We start from the raw sequence: 16,229 nt of genomic DNA, 5'->3' as shown, positions 1-16,229 counted from the left end.
CCGACAAATGCCGGCTGCTGTTTTCGCTGGTTTTCGGCTGCAACCGCAGCTTGGACCGGGCCGAGGATGCGACTCCTATGTCGCTCGCATCCGCAGGCGCTGGGCACGGATTTGCAGCCAGGCGATGAATGCGAGCAGGATCGCCGAGAAAATGATCAGCAGCACCGCGACCGCCGCGATGGCCGGGCTGATCGATTCACGCACGCCCGAAAAGATCATGCGCGGCAGCGTGCGCTCGGCGCCGGTCGACAAAAAGCTCGCCACCACCACCTCGTCGAAAGAGATGATGAAGGCGATGATCGCGCCGGTGACAACGCCGGGCGCCACCAGTGGCAGGATGATTTTGAAGAAGGTGCGCAGCGTGCCGGCGCCGAGCGACTGGGCGGCGCGCACCAGTGTGCGGTCGAAGGTGGACAGGCTCGCCGTCACCGTGGTCAGCATGACCGGCACAGCCATGGCGGTGTGCGTGAGCACGATGGGCAGCTTGCCGCCGACCAGGCCAAGGGCGGCGAAGAACGAGAACGCGGCGACGCCGACGATGACCACCGGCACCACCAGCGGGGCGGCGATGATGGCGTAGATCAGCTTCCTGCCGGGGAAGTTACCCCAGGCCAGCCCGATCGCCGCCGGAATGCCGAGAATGGAGGACAGCAGCGTCGTCGACAGGCCGATGACCAACGAATTCCACAGCGCGTTCGGCCAGCGCCGGTCGATCCACAGTTCCTGATACCATCGCAGCGAATAGCCGGGTGTCGGGAAGGCCAGCGCGTTGGAACTGGTCAGCGACATCGGCACGACGATCAGCAGCGGCAGGATGATGAAGGCAAGCAGCAGCGCCGCGTAGCCGTACATCAGCCATTTTCGCGCGGCTTCGGCGCTCATGCCGCGGCCCTCCGGCGTAGCAGTGCGCTCGCGGTCCAGTAGAGGAAGGCAAACAGCGCCAGGATGAGCAGCAGTTGCAGCGACAAGGCCGCGCCAAGGCCCCAGTTCAGAGTGTTGTTGGTATAGAAGGCGATGTAGCTCGACACCATCTGGTCGGTCGGGCCGCCGATCAGCGTCGGCGTGATGTAGTAGCCGAGCGCAAAGACGAAGACGATCGCCGCGCCTGAAAGGATTCCTGGCATGATCAGCGGCAATTGCACGCGCCGCCAGGCAGTGAACCAGGGAGCGCCCAGCGAAAGTGCGGCCCGCATATAGGTCGCCGGCACGCGACGCATGATGGAAACGACCGACAGCACCATCATCGGCAGCAGCACCTGCACCATGGCGACGTAGAGCGAAAAGCGCGTGTAGACGAGGTTCAAAGGCTCGCCGACGAGGCCGAGGCCGAGCAGGGCGGAATTCACCGGGCCGTTCTTCTGCAGCACGATGATCCAGATGACGGTGCGCACCAGCAGCGATGTCCACAGCGGGAACAGGATCAGCGCGAACATCAGCCGCGACCACGCCGGCGGCGCGCTGACGATCGCCTGCGCCAGCGGCAAAGCGAGCAGCGCACAGATCACCGTCACGACCGCTGATATCCAGATGGTGCGCAATAGCACATCGAGGAAGACAGCGCGTTCCGCCGGAACGCGGACGATGCCGCCGTCGGCGCCGCGCATCAGGTCGACGCTGTTCAGCAGGTAATAGTCGGTGAAGGCGCTCTTCTGGCGCGAAATCTCCCGCCACAGCGCGGGACTGTCCCAGCCGGGATATTTTTGCAGCAGGCTTTCGCTGATCGGGCGCATGTCGAGCTTGCCCTCGGCCGCGTCCTTGGCGGTCTTGATGACGAGGAAGCGGGTGCCGACGATGCGCTGGTTGACGAGTTGCGCGAGCACGCCGTCGCGCCCGGCCCGCTTCGCCTCGGCAAGGTCCTCCACCAGCGCCGCGAATACAGGCTCGTCCGGCAAACCGCTTTCCGGTGTCCAACCCGACAGCGCGGCGATGGTGCGGGGCAGGTTGCCGGAGATGTCCGAATTGTCGACCGACAGGGCCAGGAAACGCGCGGCCGGCCACAGGAACACGACGACGACAAAAAGGACGAGCGGCAGCACCAGCAGCGCGAGGATCCCGCTCTGCCGATGCTGCCGCCCGGTGGGTCCGGCCGTTGCCGCCATACGCCTGTTTCGCCAGCCGGCTATTTCGCCTGCCAGGCCTTGAAGCGCTCCTCCAGCGCTTCCTTGTTCTCCGTCCAGAAATCATTGTCGTAGGCCGCGCCAAACTGGATATGGTCAGGCGAGGTCGGGAGGTTCTGCAACCAGTCGGCAGGGATCAGCGCCGCTGCTTCCTTGCGGCCGGTGCCGTAGGCGTAGAGTTTCGAGAAACCGGCCTGGTTTTCGGGGATCGAGAACCACTTCAGCAATTCTACGGCCTCCTTCTCATGCGGCGCGCCCTTCACGACCGCCCAATAGTCGGTGCCGTAGAAGAAACCGGCGTCCCAGACGATGGCGTAGGGTTTCTTCTCGTTCACAACTTCGTTGGTGATGCGGGCGTTGAACTGGTCGCTGATCACCACTTCGCCGCTGTCCAGGTTCTGGATGCCCTGTGTGGTCGTCGACCACCAGACCACATGCGGCTTGATCTTGTCGAGCATGGCGAAAGCCCGGTCGACGCCTTCCGGCGTGCGCAGCACCTTGTACATGTCCTCGCGCTTCACGCCGTCGGCCATCAGCGCGTTTTCCAGCGTGAACTGCGCTTGCGCATAGACGCCGCGCTTGCCGGGGAATTTTTCGACGTCCCAGAAATCGGCCCAGCTTTTCGGACCGCTGTCGCCTTTGAACACGTCGGTGTTGTAGGTGAGGATCGTCGCCCATGTGTCGGAGGCGACGCCGCATTCATGCAGCGTGCCGGGCAGGTAGTTGGCTGGATCGCCGGTGATCTCGGGCGTCAGTGGCACGAAAAGGCCTTCGGCGCAGCCGATCTCCATGCCCGGCGCCTCGGTGGAGACGACGTCGTAGGTGACGTTGCCGGCCTGCACCTGCGCGCGCACCTTGGCGACCTCGCCGCCCCATTCCTCCTGGACGATCGGCGTGCCGGTCTGTTCAGTGTATTTGTCCCAGACGCCGTCCTTGTAGGCCTTGTCCCACGTCCCGCCCCAGCCGACGACCGTGATGGGGTCGGCGGCAGATGCGGTGAGCGTCGTCGCTGCCAGGCACAGCGCGACGGCGGAAACAGTTCGCAGATATGTCATCATTGCAGTTCCCCTTGTTTTGACGCGACATATTTGATCAAATTTTTTGCGCGAAACGGATTGATACGCAAGACTTATTTGAGATAACCTGAAAAAAAGTGGCCAAGCCGTGGAGATTTGATCGAATGCTGCAAGGCAGTGCGGAAGTGCGCCGGAACATCAGCCTGGATTCCGTCCTGGCCGAAGCGCGGCAGCGTTTTACCGACGAAAATCCCCTCAGCCTGGAGCGCCACAGGCGGGCCTCGGCCTCGCTGCCCGGCGGCAACACCCGAGCCGTGCTCTGGTATCGGCCGTTCCCGGTCTCCTTCGTTTCCGGCGAGGGATGCCGGGTCACCGATCTCGACGGCCACACCTATGTCGACCTCGTTTCGGAATATTCAGCCGGCTTCTACGGCCATTCCGACAAGACGATCGCAGCCGCGCTGGTCGAGGTCATCCAGGGCGGCATCATGCTGGGCGCGCCGAACCGCTACGAGGCGCGGCTTGCCGAAGCGGTGGTCGACCGTTTCCCGGCCATCGAGCGCGTTCGCTTCTGCAATTCCGGCACCGAAGCCAACATCATGGCGATATCGGCGGCTCGCGCCATCACTGGCCGTTCGAATGTGCTGGCCTTCCGGGAGGGCTACCACGGCGGTGTGCTGACCTTCGCGCATGGTGGCTCGCCGCTCAACCTGCCGTTTCCTTTCATATTCGGCGACTACAACGACATCGATGGCACGGTGGCGCTGATCCGCGAGCATGCGGACGACCTCGCGGCGGTGATCATTGAGCCGATGATGGGCGGTGGCGGATGCATTCCGGCCGACCGCGATTTTCTGCAGGCGCTGCGTGACGCGACGCGCGAGGTCGGCGCGCTGCTGATCTTCGACGAGGTGATGACCTCGCGTCTCGATTATCGCGGACTGCATGGCGCGCACGGCATCCATCCTGACTTCGTGACGCTTGGCAAATATATCGGCGGCGGCGCGAGCTTCGGCGGCTTCGGCGGACGCGCCGACCTGATCGACCGTTTTGACCCTGCCTCGCCCGGCGCCTTCTCGCATGGAGGCACGTTCAACAACAACATTTTGAGCATGGCGGCGGGTTTTACCGGCCTGACCAAGGTGCTGACGGAGGAGGCCAGCCGCGCCGTCAACCGGCGCGGCGACAGGCTGCGCGAGGCGATGAACGCGGCGCTCGAGAAACACGGCGTGGAAGGCATCGTGCTCGGCCGCGGCTCGCTGATGAACCTGCATTTCGTCAAGGGACCGGTCGACACGCCGGCGCCATTGGACGCGGCCGACCCGTCGCTGATCGCGCTCTGGCATGTCGAGATGATGCTGCGCGGCTACTATGTGACGCCGCGCGGCATGCTGGCGCTGTCGCTGCCCTTCGGCGACGCGGAACTTGTCGGTTTCGTCGAAGCCTTCGACGACTTCCTGGCGAGCAACCGGCAGGTGTTGCCGTCGCGGGCCGCTTGATGCTGGATCACAGGGAAGGGGCGTCGGGCGGAGGCTCCCAGGAGACCGCGCATGCGCGCGTCCATGCGGGGCTGAAGGAGGCGCTGATGAATGGCGATTTCCTGCCAGGCCAGCGGCTGGTCGTACGGCAGATCGCCGAACGATTTCGCACCAGCGCCATGCCCGTGCGCGAGGCGTTCCGGCAACTGGTCAGCGACGAGGCGCTGTTCGACCATCCCAATCGCGGGGTCATCGTGCCTGAGGCGACGGTGGCGCGGATTTCCGAACTCGTGCGCGTACGCTGCAGCGTCGAGGGCACGGCGGCCGAATGGGCTACCTCGACCATCTCGCCGGAGGAGATCGAAGAACTGGCCGACATCAACGAACGCCTGCACCGATGCGTCAACGGCCATGCCCTGGCCGATTACCTCACGCTCAACCGGCGCTTCCATTTCATGCTCTACGGCGCGGCGCGCTCGCCGATGCTCCAGCAGATCATCGAAAAGCTGTGGCTGCGCGCCGGCCCCTTGCTGAACATCGTGCGCACAGACGCGGCCTATGTCTTTGGTCTCATCCATCATGACGAGATGATCGACGGCCTTCGCCGCGGCGACAGCCAGGCGGTACGCCGCGCACTGGTCGCCGATCTCAGCGAGGCGGCCGACATTATCCTGCGCGCTGCAGCCGCACCGGTTCCGCTTCAGCCGCGCCCTGCTTCGCCGCGCCGCCGCGCGCCGAGAGGGGCGGGGAAATGAGCGCTCCCGTCTCGCCGACCGCCCATGTGGAATTCCGGGGCGTCAGCAAATCCTATGGCGAGACGGTGCAGGCGGTTCGCGACCTCGATCTGGAAATCCGCCGCGGCGAGTTCCTGACGCTGCTCGGCCCCTCCGGCTCCGGCAAGACCACGGCGCTGATGATGCTCGCCGGCTTCGAGGACCCGACGAGGGGCGAGATTTTGGTCGACGGCCTGCGTATCGACCGTGTGCCGGCTAACAGGCGCGGCATCGGCATGGTTTTCCAGAACTACGCGCTGTTCCCGCATATGACGGTCGCGGAAAACCTCGCCTTTCCGCTGGAGGTGCGCAGGCTGGGCAAGGACGAGATAGAACGGCGCGTGAAAAGCGTGCTCGACATGGTGCAACTGCCGGGCCTCGGCGGGCGCCGGCCCGACCAGCTTTCTGGCGGCCAGCAGCAGCGCATCGCCGTGGCACGCGCCCTGATCTTCGAGCCGAAGCTGGTGCTGATGGACGAGCCTCTTGGCGCGCTCGACAAGCAGTTGCGCGAGCAGATGCAGTTCGAGATCAAGGACATCCACGCAAGGCTCGGCGTCACCTTCGTCTATGTCACGCATGACCAGACGGAAGCGCTGACCATGTCGGACCGCATCGCGGTCTTCAATGCCGGCCGCGTCCAGCAGCTTTCGACACCGAACGAACTCTACGAGCGGCCCCAGACGAGTTTCGTCGCGAGTTTCATCGGCGAGAACAACCGCATGCCGGGCGTGGTGGTGGCAGTGACCGGGAATGGCGAACTCTCGGTGGCGCTCGCCGATGGCGGTGGCACGCTACAGGCGGTCGCGCCGCAGGACCGGTTCCCGGTGGGTGCCGCGGTGATGCTGTCGGTTCGCCCGGAACGCATCGCGCTGGTCCCGGATGGCGCGGCCGCGCCCGCAAACGAACTGCCGGCGACGATCGTTCAGTCCGTCTATGTCGGCGATCACATCAGGCTGGTCGCCCGCGCGGCCCGCGGCCGGCCGTTCATCGTCAAGCTCGCCAACACGCCGTCGCTGCCCGCGCTGCCGCCGGGAACGGCGATCCGGCTCGGCTGGCGCAGTCAGGATTGCCTCGCGCTCGATCCCTGATGCGCGGATGGGGCCAATGGGAGGAAACATGGAAGCGTCTCGGAAAGTCATCATCACCTGCGCCGTCACCGGCTCGGTGCATACGCCGACGATGAGCCCCTATCTGCCGATCACGCCGAGCGAGATCGTCGACGGGGCGGTGGGGGCGGCGGAAGCCGGCGCGTCGGTCATCCACCTGCACGCGCGCGATCGGGAGACCGGAAAACCGTCGCCCGATCCCAAGCTGTTCATGGACTTCCTGCCGCGCATCAAGCAGCAGACCGACGCGGTCATGAACATCACAACCGGTGGCGGCCTTGGCATGACGCTGGAGGAACGGCTGGCAGCCGCCCATGTGGCAAAACCCGAACTCTGCTCGCTCAATATGGGATCGATGAATTTCGTGCTCTCCCAGGCTGCGTCCAAGTTTCCGACCTGGAAATACGACTGGGAAAAGCCGTATCTGGAGAACACGACCAAGAGCATCGTGTCCAACACTTTTGACCAGATCGAGCGCATCATCGTCGAGGTGGGACAGGCCTATGGCACAAAATTCGAGTTCGAGTGCTACGACGTCAGCCATCTCTACGCGCTGGCGCATTTCCTCGACCGGAAACTGTTGACCCCGCCGCTGTTCGTACAGACTATCTTCGGAATCCTTGGCGGCATCGGAGCCGATCCGGAGGACATGATGCATATGCGGCGCACCGCCGACCGGCTGTTCGGCAAGGACTACCTCTGGTCGATCCTCGCCGCCGGCAGGCACCAGATGGGGCTTTGCACCATGGGCGCTATCATGGGCGGCAATGTGCGGGTCGGGCTGGAAGACAGCCTCTATGCCGGCAAGGGCGCGCTGGCGAAAAGCAATGCCGAGCAGGTGGCGAAGATCAGGCGCATCCTGGCCGAACTGTCGCTCGACGTTGCAACGCCGGCGGAAGCGCGCGACCTGCTGAAACTGAAGGGCGGAAACGAGGTCGGGTTTTGAGCGAGCAGGGCGTCGTCACCTATGCCGGCGTCGTGCATCCCTGGATGTGCGATGCGATGGGCCATCTGAACGTCCGCCACTATGTGGCGATGTTCGACGACGCCAGTTTTCAATTGCTCGGCCGCGTCACCGGCAAGGAGGATCCGGAGGCCGGGCTCGGCTGGGCGGATGTGCGCATGGAGATCGACTACAAGCACGAGACGCCCGTCGGCACGCTGGTCACCATCCGCAGCCGGGTGGAGAAGGTCGGCACCTCGTCGCTGACCTACGCGCATGAGATGTCCGGGACGCTCGACGGCGCGGTGCACGCGCTGATGCGCACGGTGACGGTGCGCTTCGACCTACGCCGGCGCGGCAAGGTGGTACTCGATGCGGCGACAAGGGAAAGGGCGTTGGCGCTCGTGGTCTGAACGGGTGCACGACCCGGGCGCGGATGCGGGGCGGGCCGATGCGCACATCCGAAAGCGGGTTGCGCAGCGGCGGGCGCTGTTCCTATGATGCGGCTTGCGCATTCCAAGGCTTGCATGACCGACTATTCCAAGATCATCGACGCCGAGACGTGGGCGTTCATCGAACGCACCAATTCCTTCTATCCGCCGGATACGATCGATTTCACGATCCAGCAGCAACGTGCGATTTACGACCGCATGTGCCGGGAGTTCTTCGCCGGTTATCCGGAGGGCGTGACGGCCGAGACCACCAGCATTGCCCTGATCGACCGGGAGATTCCCATCCGCATCTACCGCACCGCCGCCCCCGAGGCGGCGGCAATGGTACTTTATTTCCACGGCGGCGGCTTTGTCGTTGGCGGGCTGGACAGCCATGACGATGTCTGCGCCGAACTTTGCGCGCGGACGGGATATGAGGTCGTCTCGGTGGATTACCGGCTGGCGCCCGAGCATCGTCACCCGGCTGCCTTCGACGACGCGCTGGCCGCGTTCGAATGGGGGGCGGCGGCTTATGTCAAGCCGATCGTGCTTTGCGGCGATTCGGCGGGCGGCAATCTGGTCGCCGCTGTCAGTCACGCCACGCGCGGCCATGCGCGCGCAACGGTCGGGCAGGTGCTGATCTATCCCGGCCTCGACGGCGAGGGCAGGGGCCGTTCGCATGTGGAGCATGCCGATGCGCCGATGCTGACGGCGCGAGATCTCGCATTCTATCGCGACATCCGCACCGGAGGTGTGACGCCGGCCGACGTGACGACGCTCTATCCTCTTGCCGACAATGACTTTTCCGGTCTTCCGCCAACGGTCGTCATCACCGCGCAATGCGATCCGCTGTCGTCGGATGGAGACCTCTACAGCCGGCAGATTGTCGAGGCCGGCGGTAAGGCCTGGTGGCTGGAGGAACCCGGCCTTGTCCACGGCTATCTTCGCGCCAGGCACACGGTTGGCCGCGCCCGCGAGAGTTTTGGCCGTATCGTCGATGCCGTTTCCGCGCTCGGCAAAGGGGAATGGCCTTACTGAGTTGGCCGAGTCTTGCCGGCACGACATCGCAAAGCGCGATCTGGCCTTTCGCGGCCCGCCATTTTGGTTAGGCTGGGGCATCGAGCATACCGGAGCGGAAGCCATGAAGACCGTCACCCAGTTTCCGCGAAAGATCGTCGAGAACCCGGATGTCGGCATCGAGATGCCGGACGGCTGCGTGCTATCGGCGCGTATCTGGCTGCCGGCCGATGCGGAAAACGATCCGGTGCCGGCCATCCTCGAACACCTGCCCTATCGCAAGCGCGACGGCACGACGGCGCGCGATTCGCTCACCCATCCGTATTTCGCCGGCCACGGTTACGCCTCCATCCGTGTCGACATGCGCGGCAACGGCGATTCCGAAGGGCTGATGGAGGACGAATATAGCGAGCAGGAACTGGAGGACGCCGTCGCCGTCATCGAATGGGCCGCAAAGCAGCCCTGGTGCAACGGCAAGGTCGGCATGATGGGCATTTCCTGGGGCGGGTTCAATTCGCTGCAGGTGGCGGCAAAACAGCCGGAGGCGCTGAGGGCGATCATCACGCTGTGTTCCACCGACGACCGCTATGCCGACGATATCCACTACAAGGGCGGGCTGCTGCTCAACGAGAATCTCGGCTGGGGCTCGACCATGCTCTCCTACTCGTCGCGCTCGCCCGATCCGGCGATCGTCGGCGATAGCTGGAAGGAGATGTGGCTGGAGCGGCTGGAGAACGAACCGTTCCTGCCGGCGGTCTGGCTGCGGCACCAGCGGCGTGACGATTACTGGAAGCGCGGTTCGGTCTGCGAGGATTTTTCGAAAATCAAGGCGGCGACGCTGGCCGTCGGCGGCTGGGGCGACGGCTACAAGAACGCGGTGGCGCGCCTCGTCGAGGGCATAGGCGGGCCTACCAAGGGCATTATCGGGCCGTGGATCCACAAATATCCGCATTTCGCCGTGCCGAAGCCGGCGATCGGCTTTCTGCAGGAGGCTCTGCGCTGGTGGGATTGCTGGCTGAAGGGAAAAGAAACCGGCGTCGAGAACGATCCGGCAATGCGGCTCTATCTCATGGACTCCGTGCCGCCGCGCGACTGGTACGAGGAGCGGCCGGGCCGCTGGATCGCCGAGCACCAATGGCCGTCGCCGGGCATCGTGACCCGGACGTTCAGCCTCGCCGCCGGCGGAAAACTCTCGGAGGGGCCGGCGAAGGTGGTCAACGCGAAAATCAAATCGCCGCAGGATTGCGGCATGGAGGGCGGCGAATATTGTGCGATCTGGCTTGGCCCGGAAATGCCCGGCGACCAGCGCGCGGACGATGCCAAGTCGGCCTGTTTCGACCTGGCGCTGAGCTCGTCCATCGACATCGTCGGTGCGCCGGTCGTGAAGCTCACGCTTTTTGCGGACAGGCCGGCCGCGATGGTCGCGGTGCGCCTGTGCGACGTTCATCCGGACGGGTCGTCGACCAGGATCACCTACGGGGTTTTCAATCTCTGTCATCGCGAGGGACACGAGACGCCGAAGGCGATCAAGCCAACTTTGCCGATGAACATCACCTTCAAGCTCGATGACATCGCCTACCAGGTTCCGGCGGGGCACATCTTGCGGGTCGCGGTCTCGTCGGCCTACTGGCCGCTGGTCTGGCCTTCGCCGGAGCCGGTGACGCTGAACATTCTTACCGGCAGCATCGATCTGCCGGAACGTGCGGGCGGCCAGGGGGACGAGGTGTCGTTCGAGGAGCCGGAAGCCGCGCGGCCGTGGAACACGCAGACGATCCGGCCGGCGAGCAACAGCCGCAAGGTCGAGCGCGACGACAGAACCGGCGTGGTGACGCTCGCCATCGTCGACGATTTCGGCGAGACCCGCGATGCCGACCACGGGCTGATCAATGGCGGCGTCGCCCGCGAGCGCTGGACGATTCATCCGAATGATCCGTTGTCGGCGCGCGGCGTGACGCACTGGACCGCCATTCACAAGCGCGACGGCTGGTCGCTGCGCACCGAAACTTTTTCCGCCATGCGCTCCGATGCCACGACCTTCCATCTGACCGGCCGCATTGAAGCGTATGAGGATGACGTGCTGGTGTATGAGAAGGATTTTCGCGAGGAGGTGCCGCGTGATCACATCTGAACCGATTTGCGCGTTGGGCCAGCGGCGCATGGCAATTTACGCCACGTCATGTCGCAAATCGCCTTGTCCCTTTCCGTCGCATGCGGTCATATCCTGACAACGAAAAATATAAAAACCACGGTCGAACCAACCGAGTGAGGAACCCTAAAATGTCGAACGAACTGGACTTCCTGAGCCGCACAGTCATTGTCGGCAAGCTTAGCCGCCGCGACTTCCTAGGGCGCGCCGCGGCGCTCGGCGTCACCGCCACCTTCGCCAATTCGCTGCTTTCTTCCGCCGCCAAGGCGCAGGCGCCGGTCAAGGGCGGCGTGTTGAAGGCCGGCATGCAGGGTGGCGCCGCCACCGACAGCCTCGATCCGGCGACCTGGTCGAGCCAGGTGCCGTATTTCTTCGGCCGCCAGTGGGGCGAGCAGCTCGTGCAGATCGACGCCACCGGCGTGCTGCAGCCGGCGCTCGCCGAGGAATGGGGCGCTTCCGACGACGCGAAAGTGTGGACCTTCAAGATCCGCAAGGGCGTGCAGTTCCACAACGGCAAGGAAATGACGCCGGCCGATGTGGTGGCCACCATGGAGCGGCACTCGGACGCCAACTCCAAGTCGGGCGCGCTGGGTATCATGGGCGGCATCGCGGGCGTCAAGGCCGATGGCGACACGGTGGTGTTCACGCTGAAGGAGGCGAATGCCGATCTGCCGTTCCTGATGGACGACTATCACCTGATGATCCAGCCCAATGGCGGCAAGGACAATCCGACCGAAGGCATCGGCACCGGCCCGTATAAGGTTTCGACCAACGAGCCCGGCGTGCGGCTCGGCGGCGAGAAGTTCGCCGGCTACTGGCGCGACGACCGTGGCTTCGCCGACCAGATCGAGATCATCGTCATCAACGATCCGACGGCCCGCACTGCCGCGTTGCAGGGCGGCCAGGTCAACATGATCAACCGCGTCGAACCGAAGATCGTCGAACTGATCAAGCGCGTGCCCGGCGTCACCATCCAGAACGTGGCGGGCAAGGGCCATTACGTCTTCATCGCCCATTGTAACACCGCGCCGTTCGACAACAACGACCTCAGGCTGGCGCTGAAATTCGCGCTCGACCGCGAGGAACTGGTGCAGAAAATCCTGTTCGGCTACGGCTCGGTCGGCAACGACACGCCGATCAACAAGGCCTATCCGCTCTACACCGAGATGGAACAGCGCAAGTTCGACCCGGAAAAGGCGGCCGAGCACTACAAGAAGTCGGGCCACAGCGGCTCGGTGCTGCTGCGCACTTCGGACGTGGCCTTCCCCGGCGCGGTGGACGCCGCGCAGCTCTACCAGCAGAGCGCCGCCAAATGCGGCATCACGCTGGAGATCAAGCGCGAGCCAGGCGACGGCTACTGGTCGGAGGTGTGGAACAAGCAGCCGTTCTCCGCTTCCTACTGGGGCGGGCGGCCGACGCAGGACCAGATGTATTCCACCGCCTATTATTCGAAGGCCGATTGGAACGATACGCGGTTCATGCGCGAGGACTTCGACAAGATGCTGTTTGCAGCGCGCGCCGAACTGGACACCGAGAAGCGCAAGAAAATCTATGCCGACATGGGCACGATGGTGAACATGGAAGGCGGCGTGATCACGCCGATGTTCAACGACTTCATCGACGCCACCGGCCCGAATGTCGGCGGCTGGATGCCCGATGGAAACCAGGAGATGATGGGCGGCTACGCGCTGTCCAAGTGCTGGCTGAACGCTTGAGTCCGGCCTTGCGGAGATGTCCTCACCCATCGTGAAGCTTATTGCCCAGCGCGTCGCGCTGGGCATCCTTCTGCTTTTGGCCGTTTCGGTCCTGATCTTCGTCGGTACGCAGATCCTGCCCGGCGATGTCGCGCAATCCATCCTTGGCCAGTCGGCAACGCCGCAGGCGCTGGAGAACTTGCGGCAATCGCTCGGTCTCAACGACCCGGCCTATATCAGATATTTCCGCTGGCTGGGCGGTGTGCTGACCGGCGACCTGGGTACGGCGCTGTCCTCCGGGCAGGACATCGGCAGCTCGATCTGGCCCAGGTTGAAGAACACACTGTTTCTCGCCTTGTGCGCGGCTGTTGTCTCGGTGCCGCTTGCCATCATCCTTGGCCTGACGGCCGTGCGCTACCGCAACGGTTTCGTCGACAAGCTGATCTCCGGCATCGCGCTGGCGTCCACCTCCTTCCCGGAGTTCTTCATCGGCTACGTGCTGGTGTTCGTCTTCGCGGTGAAGCTGCAATGGTTTCCCGGCATCTCCACCGTCTATGACGGGATGCCGTTCTCAGACCGGCTGCAGGCCGTGGTGCTGCCAGCAGCCTCGCTGACCCTCGTGGTGCTGGCGCATATGATGCGCATGACCCGGGCGGCGATCCTCAACGTCATGCAATCGCCCTATATCGAGACGGCCGAGCTCAAGGGGCTGGGTGCGTTTGAGATCATCCGCAAACACGCGTTCCCCAATGCCATCGCGCCGGTGATCAACGTGGTCATGCTGAACCTCGCCTATCTGGTGGTCGGCGTGGTCGTCATCGAGATCATCTTCGTCTATCCCGGCATGGGCCAGTATCTGGTCGACCACGTGACCAAACGCGACGTTCCGGTCGTGCAGGCGGTCGGCCTGATCTTCGCCGCGGTCTATATCAGCCTGAACATCATTGCCGACATCGCCGGCATCCTTGCCAATCCCCGTCTGCGGCATCCGAAGTGAGGCGGCCATGTTGAGAAACATTCCCTTCACGGCGCTGCTTGGACTGGTGCTCACCGGAGCTTTCCTATTCGCGGCGGCTTTCGCGCCGTGGATTTCCCCTTATTCCAACACCGAGATCGTCGGGCAGGTGTGGGAGCCGTTCTCGGCAGCACATTGGCTCGGCACCGACAATATCGGCCGCGACTTGCTGACTCGTGTCATCTTCGGTGCGCGCACCACGATCATCATCGCCATTCTGGCCACCGCGCTGTCGTTCACGCTGGGCTCCGTGCTGGGCTTCATGGCGGCGGTGCTGGGGGGCTGGTTCGACACGATCGTCTCGCGCTTCGTCGATCTGCTGATGGCGATCCCGACCCTGATCTTCGCGCTGGTGGTGCTCTCCGTGCTGCCGCGCACGGTTGCCGTGCTCATCCTCGTCATGGGCATACTGGATGCCACCCGCGTCTATCGCCTGGCGCGTGCGGTCGCCGTCGACATCAACATCATGGACTATGTCGAGGCGGCGAGGCTGCGCGGTGAAGGAACACGGTGGATCGTGCTCAGGGAAATCTTGCCCAATGCGCTGTCGCCGCTGGTCTCCGAGCTCGGGCTGCGTTTCATCTACGCGGTGCTGTTCCTTTCGGCGCTATCGTTCCTCGGGTTGGGCGTGCAGCCGCCGGAGTCGGATTGGGGCGGCATGGTCAAGGACAACAAGGACGGAATCGTCTTCGGTATCGGCGCGGCGCTCATTCCCGCAGCCGCGATCGCCATCCTGGCCATCTCGGTCAATCTGGTTGCCGACTGGGTGCTAAACCGCACATCGAGTCTCAAGGGAGGGCGAAGCTGATGGCCTTCGCTGCAAGAAGTGTCACGGCATCGCAATCGGACACGCTGCTCGACATCCGCAATCTGCGGATCGAGGCGAAGGTGTTTCCGCCCGGCGAGCCGCCGAAGGCGATCACCCTCGTCCATGACGTCTCGCTCACCCTGCAGCGCGGAAAAGTGCTCGGGCTGATCGGCGAATCCGGCGCCGGCAAGTCGACCATCGGCCTGTCCTCGATGGGCTATGGGCGCGGCGGCGTGAAGATTACCGGCGGCGAGGTGGTGATCAACGGCCGCGACATATTGAAGGGCGGGGTAGGCGGCCTGCGTAAGCTGCGCGGCAAGGAGGTCTGCTACGTCGCGCAGTCGGCGGCGGCCTCGTTCAACCCGGCGCACCGGTTGATGGACCAGGTGGTGGAAGCCTCGCTGCTGCACGGCGTCGCGACCCGGACCGAGGCCGAGAAGCGCGCGGTGGCACTGTTCAAGAAGCTCAGCCTGCCCAATCCCGAGACTATCGGCGAGCGCTATCCGCACCAGGTGTCGGGCGGACAGTTGCAGCGCGTCATGACGGCGATGGCGCTGTGCTCGGAGCCGGACCTGATCGTCTTCGACGAGCCGACGACCGCGCTGGACGTTACCACGCAGATCGACGTACTGGCCGCGATCAAGGACGCCATCCACGACACCGGCGTGGCGGCGCTCTACATCACCCACGATCTCGCTGTCGTGGCGCAGGTATCAGACGAGATCATGGTGTTGCGCCACGGTCGGCTGGTCGAGTGGGGCGGTACGCGGCAGATCATCAAGGAGCCGCGGCAGGAATACACCAACGCGCTGGTCTCCGTGCACGAGATCGCGCATGAGGAACAGAGGCCGGGCGCGACGCCTTTCCTGTCGGTGAAGAACGTCACCGCCTCCTATGGCGGCGGCAAGGTCAAGGTTCTCAAGGACGTTTCGGTCGACATCTTTCCCGGCCAGACGCTGGCCGTCGTCGGCGAATCCGGCTCGGGAAAGTCGACGCTGGCGCGTGCCATCACCGGACTGCTCCCACCGGAACAGGGATCGGTCACCTTCGCGGGGCGCGCACTCGCCAACCGGCTGGCCGACCGGCCGAAAGAAGACCTGCGGCAATTGCAGATGATCTACCAGATGGCTGATGTGGCAATGAACCCGCGCCAGACGGTCGGCACCATCATCGGCCGGCCGCTGGAGTTCTATTTCGGCCTGCGCGGGAAGGAACGCGACGCCCGCGTCGCAGAACTGCTCGACAAGATCGAGATGGGAAAGGGTTTTGTCGACCGCTATCCCGCAGAACTGTCCGGCGGCCAGAAGCAGCGCGTCTGCATCGCCCGGTCGCTGGCGGCGAAGCCGAAGCTGATCATCTGCGACGAGGTCACTTCGGCGCTCGACCCGCTGGTGGCCAACGGCATCCTCAAGCTGCTGCTGGAACTGCAGAAGAAAGAGGAGGTCGCCTACCTCTTCATCACCCACGACCTTGCGACGGTGAAGTCCATCGCCGATTCGATCGCGGTGATGTATCGCGGCGAGGTCGTGCGCTACGGCCCGAAGAGCCAGGTGCTGACACCGCCTTTCGATGCCTATACCGACCTGCTGTTGTCCTCGGTTCCGGAGATGGAGATCGGCTGGCTGGAACAAGCCATCAAAGGCCGCCGCATGGCGAGCGCGGGAAACTAGCCACGCTCTCGTGGG

Annotated in this window: 14 protein-coding genes; 11 read left to right on the top strand and 3 right to left on the bottom strand. The window is 64.2% G+C overall.

The window, feature by feature from the left end:
* Nucleotides 1-75: 75 nt before the first annotated feature.
* The 3 genes from ABMA59_RS20570 to ABMA59_RS20560 are packed head-to-tail and all read right to left on the bottom strand — an operon-like array spanning nt 76 to nt 3,175.
* The gene (locus tag ABMA59_RS20570; RefSeq protein ID WP_349007251.1) at nt 76-882 is read right to left on the bottom strand and encodes an ABC transporter permease; all 807 of its coding nucleotides are present in this window, start codon (nt 880-882) and stop codon (nt 76-78) included.
* Complete coding sequence (locus tag ABMA59_RS20565; protein WP_349007250.1) at nt 879-2,099, bottom strand: ABC transporter permease; 1,221 nt, start codon at nt 2,097-2,099, stop codon at nt 879-881. The genes ABMA59_RS20570 and ABMA59_RS20565 overlap by 4 nt, the downstream gene beginning before the upstream one ends.
* 20 nt (nt 2,100-2,119) lie before the next feature.
* Nucleotides 2,120-3,175, bottom strand: a complete 1,056-nt coding sequence (locus ABMA59_RS20560) for an ABC transporter substrate-binding protein (protein WP_349007249.1) — start codon at nt 3,173-3,175, stop codon at nt 2,120-2,122.
* A gap of 122 nt (nt 3,176-3,297) precedes the next feature.
* On the opposite strand from ABMA59_RS20560, the gene ABMA59_RS20555 reads away from it, so the two are divergent.
* The 11 genes from ABMA59_RS20555 to ABMA59_RS20505 all read left to right on the top strand — a co-directional run bounded on the left by ABMA59_RS20555 (nt 3,298) and on the right by ABMA59_RS20505 (nt 16,214).
* Nucleotides 3,298-4,632, top strand: coding sequence for an aspartate aminotransferase family protein (locus tag ABMA59_RS20555; protein WP_349007248.1), 1,335 nt, complete (start codon nt 3,298-3,300; stop codon nt 4,630-4,632).
* Nucleotides 4,632-5,366: a GntR family transcriptional regulator gene (locus ABMA59_RS20550; protein ID WP_349007247.1), complete on the top strand. Its 735-nt coding sequence runs from the start codon at nt 4,632-4,634 to the stop codon at nt 5,364-5,366. The genes ABMA59_RS20555 and ABMA59_RS20550 overlap by 1 nt, the downstream gene beginning before the upstream one ends.
* Complete coding sequence (locus ABMA59_RS20545; protein WP_349007246.1) at nt 5,363-6,472, top strand: ABC transporter ATP-binding protein; 1,110 nt, start codon at nt 5,363-5,365, stop codon at nt 6,470-6,472. The genes ABMA59_RS20550 and ABMA59_RS20545 overlap by 4 nt, the downstream gene beginning before the upstream one ends.
* A gap of 28 nt (nt 6,473-6,500) precedes the next feature.
* A complete protein-coding gene (kce, locus tag ABMA59_RS20540; RefSeq protein ID WP_349007245.1) occupies nt 6,501-7,436 on the top strand; it encodes a 3,5-dioxohexanoate:acetyl-CoA acetone transferase in 936 nt (311 codons plus the stop codon).
* Nucleotides 7,433-7,846: an acyl-CoA thioesterase gene (locus ABMA59_RS20535; protein WP_349007244.1), complete on the top strand. Its 414-nt coding sequence runs from the start codon at nt 7,433-7,435 to the stop codon at nt 7,844-7,846. The genes kce and ABMA59_RS20535 overlap by 4 nt, the downstream gene beginning before the upstream one ends.
* Nucleotides 7,847-7,960: 114 nt before the next feature.
* The gene (locus tag ABMA59_RS20530; RefSeq protein WP_349007243.1) at nt 7,961-8,902 is read left to right on the top strand and encodes an alpha/beta hydrolase; all 942 of its coding nucleotides are present in this window, start codon (nt 7,961-7,963) and stop codon (nt 8,900-8,902) included.
* 103 nt (nt 8,903-9,005) lie between these two features.
* A complete protein-coding gene (locus ABMA59_RS20525; protein WP_349007242.1) occupies nt 9,006-11,009 on the top strand; it encodes a CocE/NonD family hydrolase in 2,004 nt (667 codons plus the stop codon).
* Nucleotides 11,010-11,158: 149 nt separating this feature from the next.
* Nucleotides 11,159-12,742: an ABC transporter substrate-binding protein gene (locus ABMA59_RS20520; RefSeq protein WP_349007241.1), complete on the top strand. Its 1,584-nt coding sequence runs from the start codon at nt 11,159-11,161 to the stop codon at nt 12,740-12,742.
* 16 nt (nt 12,743-12,758) lie between these two features.
* Entirely contained in the window at nt 12,759-13,718 is a 960-nt protein-coding gene (locus tag ABMA59_RS20515) for an ABC transporter permease (protein ID WP_349007240.1), read from the top strand.
* Nucleotides 13,719-13,725: 7 nt separating this feature from the next.
* Nucleotides 13,726-14,544, top strand: coding sequence for an ABC transporter permease (locus ABMA59_RS20510; protein WP_349007239.1), 819 nt, complete (start codon nt 13,726-13,728; stop codon nt 14,542-14,544).
* On the top strand, nt 14,544-16,214 hold the full coding sequence (locus ABMA59_RS20505) for an ABC transporter ATP-binding protein (RefSeq protein ID WP_349007238.1): 1,671 nt from the start codon (nt 14,544-14,546) through the stop codon (nt 16,212-16,214). The genes ABMA59_RS20510 and ABMA59_RS20505 overlap by 1 nt, the downstream gene beginning before the upstream one ends.
* Nucleotides 16,215-16,229: the final 15 nt, after the last annotated feature.

The organism is Mesorhizobium yinganensis, assembly GCF_040081985.1.
Taxonomy (GTDB): domain Bacteria; phylum Pseudomonadota; class Alphaproteobacteria; order Rhizobiales; family Rhizobiaceae; genus Kumtagia; species Kumtagia yinganensis.
Note: the sequence above shows the minus strand (reverse complement) of the source record. Positions and strands in the feature narration are given on the sequence as shown.

Bases quoted from the DNA above. Each gene is read 5' to 3' on its own strand.
- ABMA59_RS20565 (WP_349007250.1), bottom strand. From the start codon at position 2,099: ATGGCGGCAACGGCCGGACCCACCGGGCGGCAGCATCGGCAGAGCGGG.
- ABMA59_RS20560 (WP_349007249.1), bottom strand. From the start codon at position 3,175: ATGATGACATATCTGCGAACTGTTTCCGCCGTCGCGCTGTGCCTGGCA.
- ABMA59_RS20530 (WP_349007243.1), top strand. From the start codon at position 7,961: ATGACCGACTATTCCAAGATCATCGACGCCGAGACGTGGGCGTTCATC.
- ABMA59_RS20555 (WP_349007248.1), top strand. From the start codon at position 3,298: ATGCTGCAAGGCAGTGCGGAAGTGCGCCGGAACATCAGCCTGGATTCC.
- ABMA59_RS20510 (WP_349007239.1), top strand. From the start codon at position 13,726: ATGTTGAGAAACATTCCCTTCACGGCGCTGCTTGGACTGGTGCTCACC.
- ABMA59_RS20545 (WP_349007246.1), top strand. From the start codon at position 5,363: ATGAGCGCTCCCGTCTCGCCGACCGCCCATGTGGAATTCCGGGGCGTC.
- ABMA59_RS20570 (WP_349007251.1), bottom strand. From the start codon at position 882: ATGAGCGCCGAAGCCGCGCGAAAATGGCTGATGTACGGCTACGCGGCG.
- ABMA59_RS20550 (WP_349007247.1), top strand. From the start codon at position 4,632: ATGCTGGATCACAGGGAAGGGGCGTCGGGCGGAGGCTCCCAGGAGACC.
- kce (WP_349007245.1), top strand. From the start codon at position 6,501: ATGGAAGCGTCTCGGAAAGTCATCATCACCTGCGCCGTCACCGGCTCG.
- ABMA59_RS20525 (WP_349007242.1), top strand. From the start codon at position 9,006: ATGAAGACCGTCACCCAGTTTCCGCGAAAGATCGTCGAGAACCCGGAT.
- ABMA59_RS20505 (WP_349007238.1), top strand. From the start codon at position 14,544: ATGGCCTTCGCTGCAAGAAGTGTCACGGCATCGCAATCGGACACGCTG.
- ABMA59_RS20515 (WP_349007240.1), top strand. From the start codon at position 12,759: ATGTCCTCACCCATCGTGAAGCTTATTGCCCAGCGCGTCGCGCTGGGC.
- ABMA59_RS20520 (WP_349007241.1), top strand. From the start codon at position 11,159: ATGTCGAACGAACTGGACTTCCTGAGCCGCACAGTCATTGTCGGCAAG.